Source organism: Rhodococcus sp. p52 (assembly GCF_000763325.2).
Lineage (GTDB): Bacteria > Actinomycetota > Actinomycetes > Mycobacteriales > Mycobacteriaceae > Rhodococcus > Rhodococcus pyridinivorans.
This window is the reverse complement of sequence record NZ_CP016819.1, coordinates 606,192-628,407: the sequence shown is the minus strand read 5'-3', so window position 1 is coordinate 628,407 and position 22,216 is coordinate 606,192. Positions and strand designations below refer to the sequence as shown.

The following is a 22,216-nucleotide window of genomic DNA, read 5'->3' as shown; positions in this document are numbered from 1 at the left end:
TGACCACAGTTCGTCACACGAACGACGATGCTGCACATGACCTTTCGCTTATCGACACCAGTACCGGCGCTCCGGCCGGTACTCGGATGTCCACCAGATGGGGATGGCAGAAGTCCTACGTCAACACTTTGTTCGTCACCGACGCTCTGGTCGTCGTGCTGGCCATTGCGCTCGCGCATGTGATGCGGTTCGGGCAGGATTCGCTCGTCACCATGGACGGCGTCGGAACGCTGAGTTACACGCTGATCTCCGTTGCGTTCGGCGCGGCGTGGATCGCATTTCTTTCCCTGTTCCGTACCCGCTCCAGGCGGGTCATCGGCGCCGGCTTCGAGGAGTATCAGCGCGTCGTTTCGGCGACGCTCAATCTTTTCGGTCTCGTTGCCATCGTGGCGCTCATCTTCCGGATGGAGCTTGCGCGCGGCTATCTCGCCATCGCTCTGCCCGTGGGTCTCGCGGGACTGCTCTTCTTCCGGTGGGTCTGGCGACGAGCTGTCGCACGTCGGCGCCGGAAGGGTGAGTTCACGACGTCGGTGCTGGTGGTGGGTGGCGCCCGCGCAGTTCGCCACATGGCCGGCACGTTCCAGCGCCGCAGTGGTGAGGGTTATCGCGTGGTGGGCGTGTGCGTGCCGCGGTATTCCGGTGTGCCGGGCGAGAGTATCGATGTGGACGGACGGAAGATCCCGATCCACGGCGACGAGAGCACCGTCGTCGAAGCGTTGCGTGCTTCGGGTGCCGACACCGTCGCGGTGACCGCCACCGAGACCCTCGGCCACGAAGGCATCCGCGACCTGCTGTGGCAGCTCGAACCCGAGCGCGCCGATCTGGTGGTGGCGACGGGCGTCGTCGATGTCGCCGGCCCGCGCATCGAGATGCGCCCGGTTGCCGGGTTGCCGCTGATCCATGTGGAGAAGCCGAGCTATCACGGTGCGAAGCGCAGCGGGAAACGTCTGTTCGACCTCGCTTTCTCGCTCGCCGCGCTGCTGTGTCTGGCTCCGGTCTTCGCTATCGTTGCGCTGCTGATCAAGCTCGAGGACGGCGGTCCGATCTTCTACAAGTCCGAGCGCATCGGTATCGACGGCACCCCGTTCGGAATGATCAAGTTCCGCTCGATGGTGCAGAACGCCGACAAGTTGGTCGACAAGCTGCTCGATCAGAACGAGGGCGCCGGCCTGCTCTTCAAGATGAGAGAGGATCCGCGCGTCACTCGTGTCGGCCGGGTCCTGCGCCGGTTCAGCATCGACGAGCTGCCGCAGTTCATCAACGTCGTGCGCGGCGAGATGAGCGTGGTGGGTCCGCGCCCGCCGTTGCGTCGCGAGGTGGAGAGCTATGACGGCCGGGTCAAGCGTCGCCTGCTGGTGCGTCCCGGTGTCACGGGCCTGTGGCAGGTCAGCGGCCGCTCGGACCTGTCGTGGGACGAGTCGGTGCGTCTGGACCTGTCGTATGTGGAGAACTGGTCCATGGTCTCCGACGTCCTGATCATCATGAAGACCGTGAAGGCGGTCGTCGCCAGCGAAGGCGCGTACTGATCTTCGATCGAGCGATTCTCGCCCCAAGATCAACTTCACGGTAGTGTCTCAGGCTGTCGCCGTCCCCTGCACGGTGACGTCGAGCCCCGCCGGAAGGTTACTGGCATGCCCTTCCGGCGGGGGCTCTGCGTCTCCGGACTTTCCAGTGGGCGGGGCGCATCTGATTGCCGAGGCGGGGTGAATTCACGGGTGAGTTCTTACTCACGGGTAACATTCTGGTCCGGCGAACCGTTGTTCGACATGTGAACTGGGTTTTTGTGCTGCTCGTCTCGTGGCTGGTGCTATCCGTCGCCGTCGCTGTGGTCTTCGGTCTGGTCGTTCGTGCCCGCGACGAACGTGAGCTCCCGCCGCCGCTCGACGAGGACGGTGAGGACGATATCCGTGACGTCGGATAGCCGCTCACCTCGCAGATGACCGAGTTTGCGACGGGTCCGTGACGGGAAGCCGATTTGCGACGAGCTTTCACGCAACTCGGAAACCATCGATTCGCAGGACGGTACTCATGGCTGAGCAAGACGTGCACACCAATAAGACCGATCAACTGAAGTTCCAGGATCCGACTACTCGCTATCCGTCCATCTCGCCGCCGAAGCAGGACCAGCCCGAGCCTGGTCTCGACGCCGACATGGTGCCCAAGGCCGACATCGGCGAGTTCTCGTATCGAGGCACTGGCCGGCTCGAAGGACGTAAGGCACTGATCACCGGTGGGGACTCGGGCATCGGCGCTGCTACTGCCATCGCCTTCGCGCGGGAGGGTGCCGACGTCGCGATCTCGTACCTGCCGGATGAGGAACCTGACGCAAAGAACGTCGCTCGCATCATCAGCGAGAGTGGTCGTAAGGCGATCACGCTTCCCGGTGATCTGACGGACGCCTCGTTCTGCTCCGACGTCGTGAATCAGGCGGTCGAGCAACTCGGCGGCCTCGACATCCTGGTCAACAATGCCGGAAAGCAGATTGCGGTCGAAGGGCTGGATGATCTGCCCGACGATCAGCTCGAGCAGACTTTCCAGGTGAACATCCTCGCGATGTTCCGCACCACGCGCGCGGCGTTGAAGCACCTGCAGCCGGGTTCGACAATCATCAACACCACGTCGATTGTGGCGTACCAGCCGTCGCCGGCGTTGATCGACTACTCGTCGACGAAGGCTGCGATCAACAACTTCACGAAGAACATGGCGACCCAGCTGGCGGAGAAGGGCATCCGCGTGAATGCGGTTGCGCCCGGACCGATCTGGACGCCCCTCCAACCGTCGGACGGTCAGCCGAATGAAGAGTTGCCCGAGTTCGGGCAGAACACCCCGCTCGGACGTGCGGGGCAGCCGACCGAGTTGGCGCCGGCCTACGTGTTCTTGGCGTCGCCTGAGTCCAGTTATGTAGTGGGCGCGACGATCCACGTCAACGGCGGGATGCCGTCGCCGTAGAACGAGCCGTAATCAACGAGTCGTGCGCGCCAGTGAATCTCCACTGGCGCGCACGACTCGTTCTGGAGTTTCAGACTGCGCTGGATGCAGCGTGCCGGTAAGTGCTTCCCCGGGCTGTCGAGATCGGCACGACAGAAGCAACGTCGGCCGACGTTTCCGCCAGCGCTGCGAGGATCTGCTCGGGGCCGGCGCATGTGCTTGCGCATGTGATCCCACGAGCACGGAGCTTCTGAAGAATGAGAGCTTCGACGGCGGTGCAGTAGCCGTCGAGGATGTCCTCGGTGAGGATCGCGTAGTCCACTTCGCCTTCGAAAGCGGTGGTGGTCTCGATGCCTGCGAGGTCGAGGCGCTCCTGCAACTCTGTCCACCGGTCGAGTGCGACAGCGTTTGAGGGAGTGCCGAGGAAAAGTACCCGTGCCGGTCGGTCCGAAAGCGATGATGTCGTCACAGGCTGCTCCAGGGTGCGAGTAGGTCAGGTGAAACCGAATTGCCACTCCCGGTAGGGAGTTACACCTTCACCTGCGAAATGTGGTGTTTCACACTGTGTACAGCACCCGTTCACGCGCCGCTACCCAGGCAACCATCAGGAAACCCGAATGTGACAGAAGTGGTTAAGATTCCGCCCGGGCGCTTGGGACTTTCGTCCCGAAATTCTGCTCCAAACACGCGAAAGCGACAATCGCCCTCGTTGGGTGTTCGGATCCTCTTGGGTCGGCTACGACCTACGGGAAGGCCCGATCACGACCGCGCCCGGACCGATCCCGAGCGGTAGCGCAGCGAGAACCTCGATCACCGACCAAGCAGTGATCGCAGACGTGCGTCCACTCGACGCCGGGTCGATCGCGTTCTCGAACGTCAGCTCGTACCGGCCGAGCGGCGACTCCCACTCGACGACGTGGCGCGTGTTTGCAGCGGCGGGGTCGGCAACGACCACCACCTCTACCCGATCGAGCCCGAGCGTCGCGAGGGCGAGAGCCACCGACGAGTTCGAGGTTCGCGGAAAGGCCAGGGCGGCTTCTCGCGCCGATCCTCGGAAAACGGTGCGTTCTGCGTCCAGACGTTCTTCGATGCCGAGCGCACTCGGTCGTTTGATCGTGGTGTGGGTGAGGCGTGCATCGCGGCTTCCTGCACGTGTCGCTGCGGCCAGAACATCGAAGCCGCCGATAGCGCCCGTCGGGAGCAATACACGTCCTGGTCCGGAGCCGAACGGTTCCACATCGAAACCGCGCTCGGCGAAGACGCCGCATGAGCAGACGATGATGTCCTTACCGCGTTTCACCACCTCGGGTATCAGGGCCCGAGCGGCGTCGACCGTGGCAGCTTCCACCACGATGTCGGCGACGTCGAATGCGGCGGAAGTCTTCTCCGGGCTGCTTCGCGAGTTCAACACAGCCGCGAGGCTCACATGCGGCACCACGTCGTCGCGCAGAGCGTCGATCACCGTCTGCCCGATCGCGCCGGTCCCGACAACGCACACTGCTATCGGACGATGTTCGACTTCTTCGGGTGCCAGTTGCCTCACATCCTCCGCGGCATGCCGCCGCTCGTTTCCACGAAATACGGGCTCATGGTACCGAGAGAAGGAATCGGCGATGTCTGATTCGCGACGTCGTCGTATCGCTCGTATTACCTTTCACGGATCGGAATGTGTTGCTATGAGGGCAACTACGGCGTCAGCGCACTACCGACAGCGGCAAGTCTGCTCATGCTGCCAAGAGCATCGTCTCCCGGGGCGGAGTGGCAATCCTGTGCGACGTCACTTGGCGGCATGGGCATCGCACTGCACGTCCGAATTCGTCGTCGGGCAACCAGCCGTACTCGTCGCACCGACCGCATCGTGGCGGGAGTTTCGGGCGGGACGGTTGCAGCGACTGCCAGATCGGGATCCATGCAGCTGCGGAGCGAGCCGGGTCCCACGGTCGATGACGTTCGAGCGCGGCGCGGACAAGAGCATCTACGCCGTGAGTGTCGATCGATTGCTCGACGAGGGTGCACTTCGCCGGCGTCAGGGTGTCGAACTGTGCAGACAGGCCGGCCCGGCGGCACGCTGTGGCCAATCGGTCGATGGGAGAGGGCTGCTGCTCGCGTGTTGCATCGCGGGTCCGATTTGTCGGATGGGGGAGTGCAGCAGGTTCATTTGTTGGTTCAAGGACGGTTCGGGTGACCGGGGTGTCACCCCGCTCGGTCGTGCCTGTCACCCCGTGGCGCTTCGTCTTGTCACCTCGTTCAGAGCTGCGGAGTGACGACGTGTCACCCCGCTTCATGGACAGGTTGTACAGGACGGGACGGCGGTCTTCGCGAGGGATCGTCGCCGCGATCCGCTCTTGATCGCCTTTGGAAATGAGGCCGAGAGCGGCGAGCGCTTTCAGGCAACGCTGCACCTGGCGTTCGCTGATGCGGGCGTACCCGGCGAGCTTCCGCACGGATGGATACGCATCCGCACCATGTCGGGACGCATGATTGGACAGGCCGAGTAGCACCACTGTCAGCGCTGGCGCTGAGGGCATCCCGGGTGGCGTGGGGGACGGAATCTCGGCGCGTTCGAGTGCCCAGGTGATCGCTTCGATGCTCACGACGTCACCTGCCCGTGGGTATGCTGACGCATGTTCGACTCCTTATCAGTCGGACATCCGGCCCGTCGCGATGCCAGTCGCGGCGGGCCATCTGTTTTGAATTGTTCGCACGCGCGTTCGAGCGCGTGGTTGATCATCTTGGCATCGAGTCCGGGAGGCGTCAACGCTTGCGAACTGGATCGTGCGGTCTCGGACCGCTCTTGATAGCTCGCGGGTGAGCTGTCCCGAAGTCGAGCGAGCCCCGCTGGCAGGGGGAGGAGCCAGCGGGGCCCGGTGCCACCAACTCCCGGGGAGGGGAAGGGGCATGTTGCGGGGAGGCAACACACTTGAGGATTAAACCAGAAGCAGGGCCATGCGGCACATCGAGAAAGGGACCTAAGTCCCATCGAGGTAGTTCGAGCGCACCCTGATCAGTCGACGTCCAACTCCAGCCGGCGGTGGAGCCACTTAAGGAGCCCGTCCCCGTATTCCTCGCTATCGAGAGCGGCGTCGATTGCTGCCCGAAGATATCCACCCGGGTTGCCCAAGTCGTGGCGGGGCCCGCGATGCACGACGACATGCACTGGGTGACCTTCCTCGATCAATAGCGCGATCGCGTCGGTCAGTTGGAGTTCCCCGCCCGCGCCCGGTTTGATCCGACGGAGGGCGTCGAAGATCTCGCGGTCGAGCAGATAGCGGCCGGCGGCGGCAAGTGTGGACGGAGCGTCTGCAAGAGTGGGCTTCTCCACCATGCCGCGAACTCGCAGAACATCCGGATTCGCAACGTTGGGTACTTCCTCGACCTCGAATACGCCGTATGAGCTCACCTGGCTCTTCGGAACGTCGATGGCGCACAGCACACTTCCTCCGCGCTTGGCGCGGACACGAGCCATCGTTTCCAGGATGCCGCTCGGTTGCACGAGATCGTCCGGGAGAAGAACAGCGATCGCGTCCTCATCCGGCTCCAGAGCGGCTTCCGCGCAACCGACAGCATGACCCAGGCCGAGTGGCTTCTCCTGGACAACGGATTCGACCGTGAGCAGATTGGGCGCACGCCGCACCTTTTCGAGCAACTTGAGCTTGCCCTTCGCTTCGAGGTGCTCCTCGAGGTCGAAGTCATCGACGAAATGCGCTACAACTCCGTCCTTTCCGGGGGCTGTCACAATAAGAAGCCGTTGAGCTCCCGAATGGGCAGCTTCCGTCGCGACCAGTTCGATGCCCGGCGTGTCGACCACGGGCAATAGTTCCTTCGGCACTGTCTTTGTGGCCGGCAGGAACCGAGTTCCCATCCCCGCCGCCGGCACCACGGCAGTTCGAAATGCTTTACGCACTCCTGCTTCTTCTTTCATAGTTCTACCCTCGCCTCCCCTGTCGAGCGCATGACCGCGCGGTAGTACCCGCGAATGCACGGTCAAAACGTTGAGCAATGGTGAGATACATCTCACCTTCAAGATTCCGACCGTCAATCCCGCATCACGTGGGGGGTCGGTAAGCGCAGTCTAGGGGCCGCCCTGCGGGTTCGCGAATCGGAGAGTGCACCGAAAGTGCAAGATAGCAGGGAGGATTGCCTTCGCCGGGACCTGTAAACGCGGATCGCGTCGCCAAATGTAACCGCGCGGCACATTCAAAGAGAAGGTTCCATCTGGACGACTGTTCAAGCTGCCAGATCTCGTAAGTAACGTTACAGTCTCAACGAGCGTTTTCGCATAGGAGCGACACGCATACAACTGGAAGAACTGCGCCCGGCTGGGCACGCAACGGGCAGGTCACGCGACCGGGGAGGGTACGCGGATCGGGTCCGGCGTTGCTTGTTCGTGCGAGCAGTAGGTGTCTCGGGGAGGAGACAACGATGAGGGTGGTTGGGTTATGACTGCCGTCGGGGAGGCGAGTCGCGGCGTACCTGATGCACTCGTGGGGGAGAACGCCAATTCTGTTCGCGGACAGCACCAACCGTCGCGTTCGATAAGCCGCCAGAACTGGGCGCAGTCCTATATCAGCCGGTTGATCTGGTCCGACGCGATTGTGGTTGTGCTGGCCGTCGTTTTGGCACACAGCGTCCGTTTTGGACAGAGCGATCTACTAACGACTGAGCCGGTCTCCGAGCTCAGTTACGCGCTGATCTCGGCGGGGCTCGTCGGTCTCTGGCTGATCACCCTCGCCTTGTTCCGTACTCGGTCGCGGCGTGTAATCGGCGCAGGTCATAGCGAATATCAACGTGTCGTTTCGAGTACTGCTCGGTTGTTCGGCTTCATCGCGATTATCGCACTCGTATTCCGCCTGGAACTGGCACGTGGATATTTAGCGATCGCGTTGCCGGTCGGTCTCGCCGGTTTGCTGCTCACTCGGTGGTTGTGGCGGAAGATGATCGCGCGCAAGCGTGCTCGCGGGGAATCTCAGACGTCGGTACTCGTGGTGGGTGGTGCGCGGGCGGTGCGGCACATGGCGCGCACGTTCTCCCGCAAGGACGGGGAGGGCTACCGCGTCGTGGGCGTGTGCGTGCCCCGCTATTCGGGTGCACCGGGTGATGTGATCGACGTCGACGGCCGGGAGATCACCATCTACGGCGACGAACACTCCGTCGTCGAAGCACTGAAGTTGTCGGGGGCGGACACGGTGGTGGTCACCGCCACTGAAACCCTGGGCAGCGACGGGTTGCACGATCTGGTCTGGCAGCTCGAGCCGCTCGACACCGACCTCGTGGTCGCGACGGGTGTGGTCGATGTGGCCGGCCCGCGGATCGAGATGCGCCCGGTGGCCGGTCTGCCGCTGATCCACGTGGAGAAGCCCAGTTATCACGGGGCGAAGCGGTCGGGGAAGCGGATCTTCGATCTCGTCTTCGCGAGCGCGGTACTGGTGGCGTTGGCGCCGGTGTTCGCGGTCGTCGCGCTGCTGATCAAGCTCGAGGATCGGGGTCCGGTCTTCTACAAGGCCGAACGGATCGGTCTCGACGGCACGCCGTTCGGGATGATCAAGTTCCGGTCGATGGTGACCAATGCCGACACGATGGTCGACACCTTGCTGGCGCAGAACGAGGGCGCCGGCCCGCTGTTCAAGATGAAGGACGACCCGCGGGTCACCGCTATCGGGAAGGTGATGCGGCGGTTCAGCATCGACGAGTTGCCGCAGTTCCTCAATGTCATTCGCGGGGAGATGAGTGTGGTGGGTCCGCGTCCGCCGTTGCGGCGTGAGGTGGAGGCCTATGACGGTCGGGTCAAGCGCCGGTTGTTGGTGCGCCCAGGGGTGACCGGGCTGTGGCAGGTGTCGGGTCGGTCGGATCTGTCGTGGGATGAGTCGGTGCGACTGGATCTGTCGTATGTGGAGAATTGGTCGATGGTCTCCGATGTGCTGATCATCGGTAAGACCGTCAAGGCCGTGCTCGCCAGCGACGGCGCCTACTGACAACCACGTATTAGTTGCCGGGATGGCGTTCGGCGACTCCTTAATGAAGCGTCCGCGGATAGCAAGCGGCGCACTAGTCAACTCGATACAGAACACAAGCTGGACTCAGAGTCCGAGCGCCATCGATTCAAGGCTTAAATCGTGAAAGGTCAGGAAATGCTGCGGGGTGCAACCGATTCAGTCTCCATACGCATTCGAGGCGAGCAGATGCCATTTGCACGCAAGACATTGCAGGAAGTAGGCGATGAGATTACTCAAAGCGACTCCGATGGGTGGCGAATTGTCATCACTCCGAACCTGCATCACATCTACTTGATGCGACAGGACAAGTCCCTCGTCGATCTCTACACATCGGCGGACCTGCTACTGCCTGACGGGTGGCCGGTGGCCTGGATGCTCTCCCGTGCATCTGGAATGGATGTCGACCGCATCGCAGGATCGGATCTATTGGAGCTCCTGCTCAAGACAGACGGGCAGGGCAGGCCACTAGTCCTCGTCGGAGGAGAGGATCACGATGCCCTGGCAGCCGTAGCGGAGAGGGCGCGCCGCTCGTCGTGGAAGGTCTACGAGGAGCCGGCACCGCGGTCCGAAGTCGATGACCCTGAACTGAGACAAGCCTTGATTGCGCGAGTGGCTTCGAGCGGCACAGGTGGACTTGTCGTCCTCGGCTTGGGTGCGCCGAAGCAGGAGCGAATCGCGCACGAGATTCGCGCAGAAGGTGGTTCTGGACAGATTCTCTGTCTAGGAATGGCAATTAACTTCAGCGCAGGCCGATACCGGAGGTCTCCGTTATGGATGCAGCGAGCAGGTCTGGAATGGGTCCATCGAATCGCCACTGAACCGCGTCGGCTGCTGCCGCGGTATGCCCGGGACGCTATGGCGTTCGTTCCAACCTTGGTTGAGAACGGAGGATTGAAGAAGTGAAGTGCGCTGCTTCAAGTCCTCTCTCTAACCAGCCCGCCCTGGTTTTGCCACCTTTACCGAATAACGTCGACGTCGCAGGACGTGCAGATTGTCGGACGTCCGATCGCATCGTCAATGACAAAGTGCTGCGTCATGTCTGATCGCGAAAATCATCCCACTGCAATGACGTCATCGGCTTCGACGAAGGAGGGACGTAATCCGAAGATCGTCCTGCAGATCGGTCCTGCGCCTGGGACATCCGGGGGTATCGCAGCGGTAATCGAGGAAACGCTGAAGTTCGAGTCCACGCTTTTCGAACAACATGCCTGCCCATCGTGGGAGCCCAACCGAAGGTTCGCGTCACTGCCGACTGCGATCCTAGCTGCCGTTAAGATGTGCGGCAGCGCAAGGAAATGGACAATCGCCCACGTTCATCTCAGCGAGTACGGCAGTTTCATACGAGAGGGATTTCTGCTCTTCGTTGCAAAGATCCTGCAGAAGCCCACGGTTGTGACGCTCCACGGCGCTGATCTCACAAAGCACGTCGCAAAGTATCCATTGCTCACAAAATATGTGTTAAACCGGGCGGATCTTGTCCTGTGCCTGGGTGGGAACCATGCGGACGTAGTGAGCGCGGTGGCAGAAACGCCGACACAAGTCGTTGCTAACCCGCTTGGTTCTGAAGCGTTCATCTGTCGTGCTGAGACGCCGTCTCAAGGAGAGGTGCCACCGACGTTCTTGTTCGCCGGGGAGGTCGGGACGAGAAAAGGACACGATCGACTGATCAACGCCTGGCCTGCTGTCCACAAGCGATTCCCCGATGCGGGCCTTCTTATTGCCGGCCCACTAGCAACCAACTATTCGGTGACTCCCCAACCGGGTGTTTCTTATCTTGGAAATCTGACTAGGGAAAGTTTGCGAGAAAGAATTGCGACGGCTACAGCCGTTGTACTCCCGAGTCGAGCAGAGGTCCTGCCCATGGCGTTGATCGAATCGCATGCTCAAGGGACTCCTACTGTCTACACCAAGGTCGGTGAATGGCAGGTATTCCAAGACGCGCCGGGGATGCGGCTCGTCGATACCGACGCAAAGTCGGAAGAGGAAATCGCCACATCTTTGGCTGACGCAATGATCGACTGTGCATCCGACGAGCGCGATTACAGCACTGATTTGACTGCGTGGGCGAAAAGAACGTTTTCCACTGAAGTAGTCGCAGCACAGTTGGACGAAGCTTACACCCGCGTCGTAAACAAGCGAGTCGGTGGAGTCCGTGGCCCGACTCACTGCCAAAAAACCAAAACGCCAGACGTTCCGGTAACTCCTGTGCGGGACGGGAACACCCAGGCAATGGAGGGCCAGTGAAAAAAGTCGGTATCCTGACGCGCCACGTCTACCCCAACTACGGATCGTTGCTGCAGTCTTGCGCGCTCGAAAGTGCACTGGCTTCGCTGGGCGCGACAGCCCGTGTCATCGACTATTTTCCTATAACCGATCGTCCGTTCAGGCTGGCAGGATCACGCCTCAAAGAATCGCGAGTCAGGGACTCCGTCGTAAAAAGCGCTGCTTACTTGGTGGTCCAGACCCCAAACATGGCAACTATGAGCCTGCGATTCCGTAAGTTTCAGCGCCAGTACTTGACGCTCACGCCGACCTGTGCAGATGACAAGAGCGTTCTGGACGTCGCCGACGACCTAGATCTGGTGATTACCGGGAGTGATCAAGTCTGGAACTCGATCCATGGGCAACTGGATCCTGTTTATTTCTTGGATGGGCAGAAGTCTGACAAGAAGCACAGTTATGCAGCGAGTTTCGGATCAAGTGCGCCGTCTGCAGCAGACGTTGAGCGCGTGGCTGCCTGGCTTGAGGAATTCGAGTCTGTATCCGTTCGCGAACCCTCCGCGCAAAGCGCCCTTGAAGAGATAGGAATCTCTTCCCGCGTTGATGTAGATCCGGTGCTTCTACATGGGAAAGATTATTGGACTGAATTCTCGCGTTCGTACCCTCCGGCAGACGATGCGTACATCCTTGTATATCAACTCCACAATACTCCGGGATTTACAGACAGGCTGGCCGCCATTCAACGCCGCCACAATCTCCCAGTGCGTCGGGTTACGCCCGACGCCAAGATGCTGGTAGAGCATCGCGCATCAGACTACCTCGTGGATCCGACTAAATTCGTCGCTCTTTTTCGAGACGCTTCGTATGTCGTAACAGACTCTTTTCACGGAACGGCATTTTCACTAGCCTTTGGAAGGCCGATCTATGCACTTCTCCCGCAGAGTAACTCGACGCGAAATGAAGATCTTCTCGCCTCCGTTGGCTTAACTCGGTTGGCGTCGTCGCTGGACGAACCGCCGGTGGGAGACCCGCACTATAACGCCGATGACGTGGCGGATAAGTTGTACGCGCGAGCCGTCGCCTCGTGGTCACATCTTCGAACGCTGCTGGGAACGGAGGAGCGTCCGTGAGTCAGGTACTCAAGGTGCACAACAGGGTCCAGCCTCAGCAATTCAGCTCCATGCTGTTCGTCGACTATGTTCAGTTGGCGCTCTTTATCGCATACGCGTTTAGCTATACCTTTTATATGGCGGATATTATTCCGAGAGCCCCGTATTATGTGTGTCTCGCGGCGCTCGTTGCATTTGCGACATTGAGGTTCATTGGGCTGATCCTGAAGTCGCGACCGGGCGCCGCCCTCATCTTTGGCAAATCGACTGCTGCGCTCGCCATCGCGTCTGTTGTTCTTGTCCTGCTGTCGATTATTAACGAGCTAGTCGTACGTGGCGACTTCACATACACTAGTTTCGGGGCCGTAGGATTCATTCTGGTGCCAGCGGTAATTGCACTGTGCATTGCTAATACAGTTTCGCTCCGTATGGCAGACGTATACATGACGATTCTCCTCGCACGGTATGTAATCTATATTCTTATCTCGGGCGATTTCAGTCTGGCTGCGCTGAGCGCAATTAGTTGGTCGAGTTCTACGTCTCCGTTTGAATCGTCATTCTCGCACGATATGCTGGTACTTGTAATGTACTTCGTTGTCAGACAACAGTCTGTGCGTAGCGGAATTGCTGCGTTCTTCACTATGATTTCGTTGAAGCGTGCCGCCTTTTTGTCCGCCCCGCTATTCCTCATATTTCGCCGATGGATTCGAAAGCCTGTAATCCCGAAGCATAGCTCCCTCATCATGCTTCTGCTCGCCGGCATTATAAGTCCCTTCGTCGTGCAGGCCACTTATTCCTCCGGGTTCTCGCGGCTTTTCTACGATTACTTCGGTGTAAGCTTCGATGACTTCGCCAGCGGGCGCGTCTCCATTTATCGGCTGGCCGTTCACTGTGCTGATACGTCCCAAGCCTTTGGATCTCTGAACGAGTGTTTGGGCAACGTCGCCTATCGAGTCGGCGGGACAACCTGGAATTCGCTCCTCCATAATGACACTTTACGCGTGTACATGGAGGTTGGGATTATCGGGGTCGCGGTTTATCTTGGCGCTCTCGTCTTTGTCGGAAGGACGAGTCGACCTGCGTTTATTCTAATGACCTACACATTCTTCGTGCTGATCACGTCGAGGCTGATCACGCATATGAGCTACTGGATTGTGCTTTTCATCGTAATCGCTTTACTGGATCTGTATTACTCCACCACACGTTCACATGGTTCGGATGAGGGTGAACCGATAACTGATGCCGTGCGGAACCGAACAATTGATGAGGGCTCGAAGTGAGTATTAATGCTCAGAGAATCGGAATTCTAACTCTTACGCAATCGGAGAACTACGGCACTGTCCTGCAGGCCTATGCGACTCATCAACTATTCGATACGGCAGCTGGAGAGGGCAAGTACTCTCTAGTGCCGACAGATGTCGCGCATGTCAGGAGACGACGCTTCGCTTCGGTGCTTAATCCCAAGAACCCCAGCTTTGGCCTCGCCCGAGTTCGGAATTTCGCGGCCATGCGCCGATTTGTGGCACCCTACACCTATAGTACTGCTGGCAAGCGGTGGGTTGACATAAACGACCGGAATGGTGCTATCGATTATCTCGACGCCCATTTCGATGGATTTGTAACAGGATCGGATGAGGTCTGGAATCTCGCATTCGTTGGCGACAGGAGTATCTATTATGCGCCTGAATCCCTCGGTCGTGTTCGGGCAAGTTTCGCGACGTCGGCCAATCGCCTCGACATCTCAAAACTATCGAGGGATAGTCGCGAGATCCTTCGACGTTCACTTTCCTCGTACGCCTACATCTCCGTGCGTGACGCAAACACGTCTTCCTTCGTCCGTGAGTTGCTTGAGGATTCTGTGGATATCGACGAGATCGTGGATCCGACGCTGATCCACGGTTTGCCGGAGTTCGTTGTGCCCTACTCCCCAAGCGCTCGATTCGGGCGAAAGAAGGTCTTGCTGATGGTTCGTGATCGCAAGATCGGTGAAGCCTTGATTTCGCATCTTCGCGATTCGGTGGATATCAACACAGTGTTTATCCGGTATCCCGGAGCTCGATTCCTGCAGCTCGATCCCATTCAGTTTGCGGGCGTCTTCGGCCAGTACGATTGCGTTGTCACAGACTTCTTCCATGGAACCTGTATGAGCACACTGAGCCAGGTACCATTCGTCAGTTTTGACAGCGAGCCTCTCTACTCTAAGTACGAGAGCAAGATTAAGAATCTCCTAAGCAAGCTTGGTATGGAGGAGCGCTATGTCAACTTGACAGAGCCGGGCGATCCCGGTAACTACCGCACGGTGCTCGCTAAAGTAGAAGAGGCGATCGCAGAGCCGCCAGCGTGGACTGCACAGTCTGCTGTAGAACGCGAACGGCGACATGGCCTGACGGTCTTGGCCCGAATCAAGCACGCAGTTGGAGAAGGTCTTGCGGAAGTCGGGTAACTCTGCGGGAGTAGCTGGACGCTCCCTTGTGTATGCCGTCGCTTCCATCCTGCAGAAGCTCTCCTCGCTGATCCTACTTCCGGTTTACACAAGGCTTCTGACACCGGAGGAGTACGGATACTTCAATCTCATCGTCACCCTCCTTCTGCTCGGTGGTGCAATTGCGTCGCTGGGTATGGAATACGCGGTGGTGCGATTCTGCCACCCATCTTTCGACAGCAGAGATGGAAAGGCGAATGCGGGTACGGGGGACCCACTAAACCAGGCGAAATTCTATACTGCGGCCCATACGACGGTCTTATCCGCTGCGGTGATCCTTACTGCTGTTCTAGTCCTGACTGGACCGTTGTATGCTCCCTTGATATTCCCCGATTTCGATTTCTATCCGGTTATCTTGGTGGCGTTGGCATCGTTGCTGTTTCAGCCGTTGACTGCGGTTTTTCTAGCGCTGCTCCAAGCACGATCAATGGCCAAGTCCTACGGCGCCTACTCGCTTGCCCTCTTCGTTTGTAACGGTGGGTTGACCGTACTTCTCCTTGGACCGCTGGATCTCGGACTTCTTGGTGTAGCGCTCGCGTTGGTCACGGTCAACGGGGTGTTTGCGTTGATCGGAACCACGCAAGCAATGAAGATGGGGATGCTATGGGTACGGTTTGATCGGGAAGACGCTCGTCGTCTGCTTGCATACGCCGTGCCCATGCTTCCCCACACGCTTACTTTGCAGGCGACTTCGCTGGCGACTCGGGTCATCATTTCGCACATGATTAGCGTCGCGGCGGCCGGCTTGTTCAATATCGCTATGTACGCGGTAAATTTCATCGACGCAATCCAGACGGCTTTCCATCGCGCCTTCTTGTCGTGGTACTTCACGCAAGTTGATGAGCGACCGTCCGGCTGGCGGGATCGCGTGCGCGATGTGATTGCCACGTTCGTGGGCGCCTCGGTCGTAATCTCGTCCTCGGTTGCACTGTTCGCGTCCGAACTTTTGACGTTGATGACGCCGGAGAGTTTCCACGCCGCCGCGGGAATCGTACCTCTCCTTGCGCTCAGCATGATGGTGAAGGCGATCTACTACCCTTCATTGTCGGCTCTCCTCTATCACGAGAAGGGCACCCGCGCGGTGTTGTTGATATCGGGAACGTCGAGCATCATCTCAATACCCTTAGCAGTATTGGGGGCGGCTCAGTTCGGCTTGATGGGTGTGGCCGCCGCTCAATTGGTGCAACGCATCATCATGAGCGGAATGGCAGTCCGCTCGTCCCGGCGCCTGGACACCCCGGGCATCCCCTGGGTACGCGTAGCGAGGCTGCAAGCCGGCGGGCTTGCTGCGGTGTGCTTCGTATTGGTGGGCGACCATCAATCCTGGTGGGGCTTGGAATTCTGGCCCGTACTGTTCGCCAAAGTGTTCGTTTGGATAGTTCTTGTCGCATACCTACTCGTTTGCGATCCCAATCTCGTCAAGGCAGCAAGGAGTGTGATTCGTCGTGAGTCTCAAGAAAAAACTGAAGTCCGTTGACTCGCTACGGCAGTTCGTAAAGCGGGTAAAGATCCACCGGGAATACTTCTACGATGCGCGATTCATGTCGAGTCACCTCCTGGACGGCGGCCGTGAATCAAGCCACGAGCAGTACCGGATCATGCTGCGGGTCCATTCACTCGAGAAGGGGATGGCATACCGCTCGCCTAGGTCGTTTGGTGCCGCGAAGGCAGTTGCGCTGGCCCAGATGCTTGAGAACGCCAGCATTGAGACCCGAACGTCCACTGCTTACCGGATGGGAGAGTCAGTTCTGCGGGCATGGCTAGAGTTTCATGCCGACCGGGATGACAAAAATCAGGATGCATACGAAGCGATAGAGCGGTTCTTGGCCAGGGCGGAGGAACCGGAAGTCGAGGCGTGCGAAGCCGGCGTGAGAACAATTTCGGAACGGGACCCGGATGCGTGGGCGAACCTTCCATTCGATGAGTTCGTTGCGTCGCGTCATTCGACGCGGCGCTACTCCAGCGAGGACGTTGCGGACGAGGTTCTCGACGAGGCGGTGCAACTCGCAATGTTGTCCCCTTCGGCCTGTAACCGACAGATGGTTCGATTGCACGTCATCGACGACCCAGAGGGCAAGCGCTTGCTCTATGACACGCTGCATGGCACCGGCGGGGTGGACTACGACACGTGCCAAATGGGTTTAATTACATATGATTCTCGTAGTCTGGAATTTTATGGTGAAAGAAACCAGGGTTATCTCAACGCTGGCTTGTTTGCAATGACGCTCGTATACGCCCTGCATTGGAAAGGAGTAGGTGCATGCCTATTGCAGTTTGGCAATACGGCAGCGGAAGAGCGTGCCCTAATTCGAGGATTGGGAATACCGGAGTATGAACGAGCGGCCGTAGGAATTTCATTCGGCCATCTTGAGGCGAGCGATGTGGTTCCCGCCAGTGTGCGGAGGGGTGTTGTAGAGGTGCTGCGGCGCAACGCATCTTCTCAGATAGGAAACGTCTTGTGACCCCCAATAGACCTGTTGTAAACACTGTCTTGCCCGCGACCTCGTCAGCAAGTAGGTACGCACATATCGATGCGATGCGAGCGGTCGCGGTCATGCTTGTTGTCGTCGGTCACGCGGGAATCGGTCATATAGTGCCGGGTGGCGCAGGTGTAACAATATTTTTTGCAATATCTGGTTTTATTATCACTACTCTCCTATTAAAGGAATGGGACAGGACGGGTGGGTTTGATGTAGGAGGATTTTATACTCGTCGTCTCGTCAAGTTGGCCCCTCCGCTCGTTGTTGTGTTGGTGATTCCAACAATTGTTTATGCCGCAGTGGGAGGGTTGATCAATTGGAGTGCATTCGTAGGTCAAATCTTATTCTATTTTAATTGGATAAAACTTGACCACCCAGACGTGTTTCCGGGTTCGGCGGTCGTATGGAGCCTGTCCATCGAGGAGCAGTTCTATATAGTCTTCGCCCTATTGTGGTTGTGGCTAGTAAAAAGTCCGCACGCTATCCGGTGGCTAGGAATCGCCTCGATTGTCACTATAATTGTGAGTACAGGTCTGCGCGTATTGCTCGCTACTCCTGGAGATGAGCATATCGCCGATCGAATTTACTATGGCTCGGACACGCGCGCAGACAGCCTCGCTTGGGGGGTTCTCGCTGCCTTGCTTTTGCGTCGGTGGCATAAATCTAAGCCCACTGCCGGGCTGATCGAGCGCTGGAGTGGCAGTGGGTGGGTATTGATTACTGCTGTTTTGGTTTTTCTCGTCAGTCTGTCGATTCGTGATGATTGGTTTCGGCAAACAATACGATACACGCTGCAAAGTATCACTACCTGCGCCGTGATAATTTATGGTTTCAATGCAAGTGGCGGTTTTGCGGCGGCGATTTTTGCTCGGTTATCGAGAATTAAAGCGGTCCAACTTATCGGGCTGGCCAGTTACAGCATCTATTTGGTTCATTTGAGTCTGATCATGCTTTTCAAGGATTATTTGGATACTTGGCCGCTGGCTGCGCGCGTCGTGGCTTTTACGGCTTTGTCGACTGTGGTCGGGATTTTGATTTACAAACTCGTAGAGGTCCCTGCTCGGAAGATGTACGACGAGTTGCGTGAAAGACGTATGGTGCGAGGAAGGCGGAGCAGCGGCCGCAGACTGCGCGGTGGTGCCGAGGTGCGGGAAATGGCGTGACAGGTTCGGTGTCGCGCTGTGTAGCTTGGGCTGTGTATAGCGCGGCGCCGTGGACGGTTCCGGCCTCGGAGCAGTGAGCTAGGTCGTCGAGTGATGCTTCGCAGAGTCGCACTAATTCAATCGGTGCCGGTTTTGTCCCGAAGTTGCGGAACTGTACATTCACTCACTCATATTGAATGGCTTTCGGCCGGATTTTCAAGCGTCACGATCTCCTTTGTCGTTTGGGACTACCTTCCGTCGGTGCTTGCGCAGAATAATGTTTCGTTGAACCGAAAGTAAATGATCACTGTCCGTGCCCGAAGGCTTCGCTCGACTACCTCTGAGTTCACGCGCCCGCGACTGAGGCGGTACCAACCGTACCTCGGGAAGGGGCTGCTAACGGGCGCTTGTGTCCCGCAGCGGGTGGATCCGCTATTTTGAAATGCCGCATCAGGGAATTAAAGGAGAGCGCTGTGTTGAGGCCAACCCGGAGCCGAGCTTCCAGTAACGCCATCCCTGGGACCGCCATCGAGATCCGTCCAGGCAGTTGCGACCATCAAGGACGTTATGGGACCGGACGAGATGTGCGACGGTCCCTGGGTCGAGTTGACAAAATTCGGGCCACTCGGTGAGCACGAGAACGGCATCCGCTCCTCGGCAGGCTTCATGAGCGCTTGTGGCGTAGTTGAGAGTCGGGAAGACCTTCCTCGCGTTGTCCATGGCCTGGGGATCGAAGACGGTGACTTCCGCCCCGCCTAATTGAAGCTGCCCCGCAACATTCAGCGCGGGAGAGTCTCGGACGTCATCCGATTCTGGTTTGAACGCGGCACCTAACACGGTAACGCGAGCTCCAAGAACGGATCCTCCACATGCCTTTCGTGTCATTTCGACCATTCGTGAACGGCAACGCATATTGATACTGTCGACTTCGCGGAGAAAATGTAGCGCCTGGTTCGCCCCGAGTTCGCCTGCCCTGGCCATCAGAGCCCTTATGTCCTTGGGTAGGCAGCCACCGCCAAATCCGAGGCCGCCATTGAGAAAGCGACGACCAATCCTGGGGTCATATCCGAGAATGTCAGCGAGCTCTGAAGAGTCTGCTCCCGCAACCTCACATACCTCTGAGATGGCGTTGATGAAGGAGAGCTTGGTGGCGAGGAAAGCGTTGGCTGCGGACTTCGCGAGTTCAGCTGTTGCAAGGTCAGTCACGACAAGGGGAACGCCAGCACTGATCAGGGATCGGTAGATCTCTCGCAGCATGTTCTCTGCGTTTCGTGCGCGGTCATGTTCGATTCCGAAGACGAGTCTGTCGGGCGCCAGCGTGTCCTGGACGGCAAACCCTTCGCGAAGGAATTCAGGGTTCCATGCTACTTCGACGGCGTCACCGGCCGGAGCGAGCGAACGCACTCGTTCGCTCAACGCCGTTGCAGTTCCTACAGGAACGGTCGACTTGCCGACGACGACCGCCGCTTGGGTTAAGTTGGGCGTTAGTCGGTCAATTACCGAGTGGAGTTGGGTAAGGTCAGCTGCGTAGTCACCGTGCCGCTGGGGGGTGCCTACCGCAATAAAGTGCAGGTTGGCAAACGATGCTGCCTCTTCGTACGACGTAGTGAACGACAAGCGTCCTGATTCGATATTCCGACGAAGAACGTCGAGCAGCCCAGGTTCGAAGAATGGAGCCTCTCCCGCTTCGAGTTTAGCGATTTTATCTGCATCGATATCGACGCCGAGAACTTGGTGTCCAAGTTCGGCCATGCAAGCCGCGTGGGTAGCGCCAAGGTATCCGGTTCCGAAAACAGTACAACGCATGGGCATTTCATACTGTTCCCGAGTGAGCATTCCGCGTACCTGTCCATCGTCGAAGAAGAACTTTCGGTGTACATCTCCAGCTACCCGGGACCGGCACAGCTCAAACACGCATGAGGAGTCTTATACCGAACCAGGGATCGAACGCTGGTGGCGTCGACCCCTGGTCTCGTCAGAGTCTCTATCTCGAGGGCGAGTAGGTGAACCGGCTCATCCACATACCGGTACGTCCGCCTTCAATGTCGGCTCATCGATGAGCGGTTGAACCGGTACGCGTGCTATTCCGCCGACGGTAGGTTCTTCAAGTTCGTAGACGATTTCAACCGTTTCATCCTGCGGCACCGGAGCCTGGATGTTGAACAGAGGATGACCACGCTCCACTCCTGTGTAGCCGAATGCGGTGGTGCCGTTGACGGTCACCTTCTTCAACTTGGCGCCCTGTGTCGCAAGGAGTCCGACGTCAGTGAGGTTCGTGCCTACAGGAGCGCCGACAGGATTGTCGTACATTCCTGCAACGTAATCCGTGTAGTTTCCTGCAGGAAGGCCGTTGGTCAGCCGTATCGTCACCTTCGATTCACGGGTGTCTCCGTCACACGACCCCGCTGTGTACTCGATCTCGCGTTCCAAGTAGTAGTCCAACTTGTTCCCGCCGAGGTTGTTGATCACCACGTGCGCATATGGAGCGGGGTCATCGGGAACCACGTGGCCGAGCGGTGTCGTGGCCAGAACGTCCTGCTCTTCAGGGACGGAGCTCCATACGGCAAGTCGGCCCTCACTCGCGGCGCGCCCCAGCGCCTCGAGCAATGCCCGAGGCTTGGAAATGCTGCCGGTCAGCTTCTTCACCACGGTCTGCGCAACCGTTTCCAGATATGCCTTACGCGCCGTCTGGTCGTCGCCGAAACGCGAGTAAGCGGTGGACTCGGTCAACTCCACCACGTTCTCCGCGGTGATCTTCTCTCCGCCCGGGAGCGTGACGTCACCGACCACCTCCAGGACATAGCTCAATGCGACGGGGTCAGTCGCGATCGCTCCGTCCACGCGCTGGCCTGTTTCCTGCTGCCACATCGACTGCCAGATCTGGCCTGCGTACGGGAAGTGCGGACTCACATTGCTGTTGCGGAAGTCCTGCGTGGGGCGGCTGTGCCCGTAGGCACGCTGGAAATCGGGGCCGAGGTCGATCGGGTCGTAGTCGAACCGGAATTCCCGGTTGCTCGTGACGTCGTCGACGGAGACCGCTCCGTCATTTGCTCGGATCACAGTGAAGCCGCCGAGCAGTCCGCCTGTGCCGCGCGCTTCGGCATTCGTCTGGAAACCGACGAAGTAACTGCGCGGACCGTCTGCACCCAGCATGGCCGGCGCGATCTGTGCCGCGAGCGAGGTGTTGTTCAGCAGGCCGGACAACTCGGACACCTGCTCCTGCAGATCGACCCGCGCGTCGTCGATCAGTCCCAACCACGTGCTGTCGACGTTCTGGGCCTGCTCATCCAGGTCGCTGATCGCTGCAGAGGTCGTCTCGAGGACGGGCGCGGCGTCTCGGAGAGCCGCAAGATTGATTCGTGCGCCGTCCAATATCAACTGATCGGGAGACACGGCACTACCTGCGTCGACCGCGGGGAGGAGAACCCGCTCTGTGAGACCGCTCACAATGGTTGTCATCTGACGAGTGGAATCGAACGGGCTTCCCAAGAATGGAACGGCGCCGGCAATACGCCACGGCACCGAGTCGACCGAACTCTGGGCGTCCTGGGCGTAACGATCGGCATCGCCCGCGGCGACGCGGGCCTTGTCGGTATCGCCTGCGAGCAGAGCGTCTTTCGCCTGCGTCGCGAAGTCCTGCGCCTTCTCCAGATTCGACTTCGCCTGCAGGCCTTCGTACCCCAGCCAGCCGATGAATCCGACGACAACGAGTGCGCCTACGCCGCAGCCGATCTGCACGCGACGGCGCTTCGTGCGCTGAGCTGCGATCTCCTCATCGGACAGACGTCTCCGCACCTTGCGTCGACGCCGTTCGGGCGAATCTGACTCACCGGTAACATCGTTCACGCCGCTTGTGCCCCCT

18 protein-coding genes are annotated in these 22,216 nt (G+C 58.9%); 12 read left to right on the top strand and 6 right to left on the bottom strand.

The genetic code is table 11. The annotated features are described in order from the left end of the window. Positions 1–86 precede the first annotated feature (86 nt). From IM25_RS02710 to IM25_RS02705, 3 genes are all read left to right on the top strand, one after another. Entirely contained in the window at positions 87–1,526 is a 1,440-nt protein-coding gene (locus IM25_RS02710) for a sugar transferase (protein ID WP_033096258.1), read from the top strand. A 242-nt stretch (positions 1,527–1,768) separates the two neighbouring features. Continuing rightward, the gene (locus IM25_RS26345; RefSeq protein ID WP_162836411.1) at positions 1,769–1,921 is read left to right on the top strand and encodes a hypothetical protein; all 153 of its coding nucleotides are present in this window, start codon (positions 1,769–1,771) and stop codon (positions 1,919–1,921) included. A 107-nt stretch (positions 1,922–2,028) separates the two neighbouring features. Further along, positions 2,029–2,949, top strand: coding sequence for an SDR family oxidoreductase (locus IM25_RS02705; RefSeq protein WP_033096257.1), 921 nt, complete (start codon positions 2,029–2,031; stop codon positions 2,947–2,949). A gap of 70 nt (positions 2,950–3,019) precedes the next feature. Here IM25_RS02705 and IM25_RS02700 read toward each other — a convergent pair whose 3' ends face one another. The 4 genes from IM25_RS02700 to IM25_RS02690 form a co-directional block, all read right to left on the bottom strand. Beyond that, positions 3,020–3,397 (bottom strand): hypothetical protein, encoded by a 378-nt coding sequence (locus IM25_RS02700; protein ID WP_230811545.1) that lies wholly within the window; start codon positions 3,395–3,397, stop codon positions 3,020–3,022. 267 nt (positions 3,398–3,664) lie between these two features. Next, entirely contained in the window at positions 3,665–4,426 is a 762-nt protein-coding gene (locus IM25_RS02695; protein ID WP_033096255.1) for an aspartate dehydrogenase domain-containing protein, read from the bottom strand. Positions 4,427–4,652: 226 nt separating this feature from the next. Continuing rightward, positions 4,653–5,522: a hypothetical protein gene (locus IM25_RS25935; protein WP_157126915.1), complete on the bottom strand. Its 870-nt coding sequence runs from the start codon at positions 5,520–5,522 to the stop codon at positions 4,653–4,655. Between the two features lie 410 nt (positions 5,523–5,932). Continuing rightward, the gene (locus tag IM25_RS02690) at positions 5,933–6,850 is read right to left on the bottom strand and encodes a UTP--glucose-1-phosphate uridylyltransferase (RefSeq protein WP_065995724.1); all 918 of its coding nucleotides are present in this window, start codon (positions 6,848–6,850) and stop codon (positions 5,933–5,935) included. A gap of 517 nt (positions 6,851–7,367) precedes the next feature. Here IM25_RS02690 and IM25_RS02685 point away from each other — a divergent pair. The 9 genes from IM25_RS02685 to IM25_RS25195 all read left to right on the top strand — a co-directional run bounded on the left by IM25_RS02685 (position 7,368) and on the right by IM25_RS25195 (position 18,375). Then, complete coding sequence (locus IM25_RS02685; RefSeq protein WP_065995723.1) at positions 7,368–8,900, top strand: sugar transferase; 1,533 nt, start codon at positions 7,368–7,370, stop codon at positions 8,898–8,900. 141 nt (positions 8,901–9,041) lie between these two features. Continuing rightward, positions 9,042–9,824 carry a WecB/TagA/CpsF family glycosyltransferase gene (locus IM25_RS25210; protein ID WP_157126914.1) on the top strand — a complete coding sequence of 261 codons (783 nt, stop codon included), beginning with the start codon at positions 9,042–9,044 and terminating at the stop codon, positions 9,822–9,824. A gap of 132 nt (positions 9,825–9,956) precedes the next feature. Beyond that, positions 9,957–11,165, top strand: coding sequence for a glycosyltransferase family 4 protein (locus IM25_RS25205; protein ID WP_198162532.1), 1,209 nt, complete (start codon positions 9,957–9,959; stop codon positions 11,163–11,165). Beyond that, complete coding sequence (locus IM25_RS25200) at positions 11,162–12,271, top strand: polysaccharide pyruvyl transferase family protein (protein WP_198162531.1); 1,110 nt, start codon at positions 11,162–11,164, stop codon at positions 12,269–12,271. Before IM25_RS25205 ends, IM25_RS25200 begins: the two co-directional genes overlap by 4 nt. Beyond that, complete coding sequence (locus tag IM25_RS02680; protein ID WP_033096252.1) at positions 12,268–13,530, top strand: hypothetical protein; 1,263 nt, start codon at positions 12,268–12,270, stop codon at positions 13,528–13,530. The genes IM25_RS25200 and IM25_RS02680 overlap by 4 nt, the downstream gene beginning before the upstream one ends. Next, on the top strand, positions 13,527–14,693 hold the full coding sequence (locus IM25_RS02675; protein ID WP_157126912.1) for a polysaccharide pyruvyl transferase family protein: 1,167 nt from the start codon (positions 13,527–13,529) through the stop codon (positions 14,691–14,693). Before IM25_RS02680 ends, IM25_RS02675 begins: the two co-directional genes overlap by 4 nt. Positions 14,694–14,721: 28 nt before the next feature. Then, on the top strand, positions 14,722–16,209 hold the full coding sequence (locus IM25_RS02670) for a lipopolysaccharide biosynthesis protein (RefSeq protein ID WP_033096250.1): 1,488 nt from the start codon (positions 14,722–14,724) through the stop codon (positions 16,207–16,209). Beyond that, positions 16,178–17,194, top strand: coding sequence for a nitroreductase family protein (locus IM25_RS02665; protein WP_157126911.1), 1,017 nt, complete (start codon positions 16,178–16,180; stop codon positions 17,192–17,194). The genes IM25_RS02670 and IM25_RS02665 overlap by 32 nt, the downstream gene beginning before the upstream one ends. A 74-nt stretch (positions 17,195–17,268) precedes the next feature. Further along, positions 17,269–18,375, top strand: coding sequence for an acyltransferase family protein (locus tag IM25_RS25195; RefSeq protein WP_084294944.1), 1,107 nt, complete (start codon positions 17,269–17,271; stop codon positions 18,373–18,375). 429 nt (positions 18,376–18,804) lie between these two features. Here the strand turns inward: IM25_RS25195 and IM25_RS25190 are convergent, their stop codons facing one another. After that, positions 18,805–20,160, bottom strand: a complete 1,356-nt coding sequence (locus IM25_RS25190; protein ID WP_084295064.1) for a UDP-glucose dehydrogenase family protein — start codon at positions 20,158–20,160, stop codon at positions 18,805–18,807. 207 nt (positions 20,161–20,367) lie between these two features. Continuing rightward, a complete protein-coding gene (locus IM25_RS02645; RefSeq protein WP_442971908.1) occupies positions 20,368–22,200 on the bottom strand; it encodes a DUF4012 domain-containing protein in 1,833 nt (610 codons plus the stop codon). Positions 22,201–22,216 lie beyond the last annotated feature (16 nt).

What these genes read in the sequence shown, in the direction of transcription:
- IM25_RS02705 (WP_033096257.1), top strand. Translation starts at nt 2,029, where the DNA reads ATGGCTGAGCAAGACGTGCACACCAATAAGACCGATCAACTGAAGTTC.
- IM25_RS02710 (WP_033096258.1), top strand. Translation starts at nt 87, where the DNA reads ATGTCCACCAGATGGGGATGGCAGAAGTCCTACGTCAACACTTTGTTC.
- IM25_RS25205 (WP_198162532.1), top strand. Translation starts at nt 9,957, where the DNA reads ATGTCTGATCGCGAAAATCATCCCACTGCAATGACGTCATCGGCTTCG.
- IM25_RS25190 (WP_084295064.1), bottom strand. Translation starts at nt 20,160, where the DNA reads ATGCGTTGTACTGTTTTCGGAACCGGATACCTTGGCGCTACCCACGCG.
- IM25_RS02685 (WP_065995723.1), top strand. Translation starts at nt 7,368, where the DNA reads ATGACTGCCGTCGGGGAGGCGAGTCGCGGCGTACCTGATGCACTCGTG.
- IM25_RS02690 (WP_065995724.1), bottom strand. Translation starts at nt 6,850, where the DNA reads ATGAAAGAAGAAGCAGGAGTGCGTAAAGCATTTCGAACTGCCGTGGTG.
- IM25_RS25195 (WP_084294944.1), top strand. Translation starts at nt 17,269, where the DNA reads ATGCGAGCGGTCGCGGTCATGCTTGTTGTCGTCGGTCACGCGGGAATC.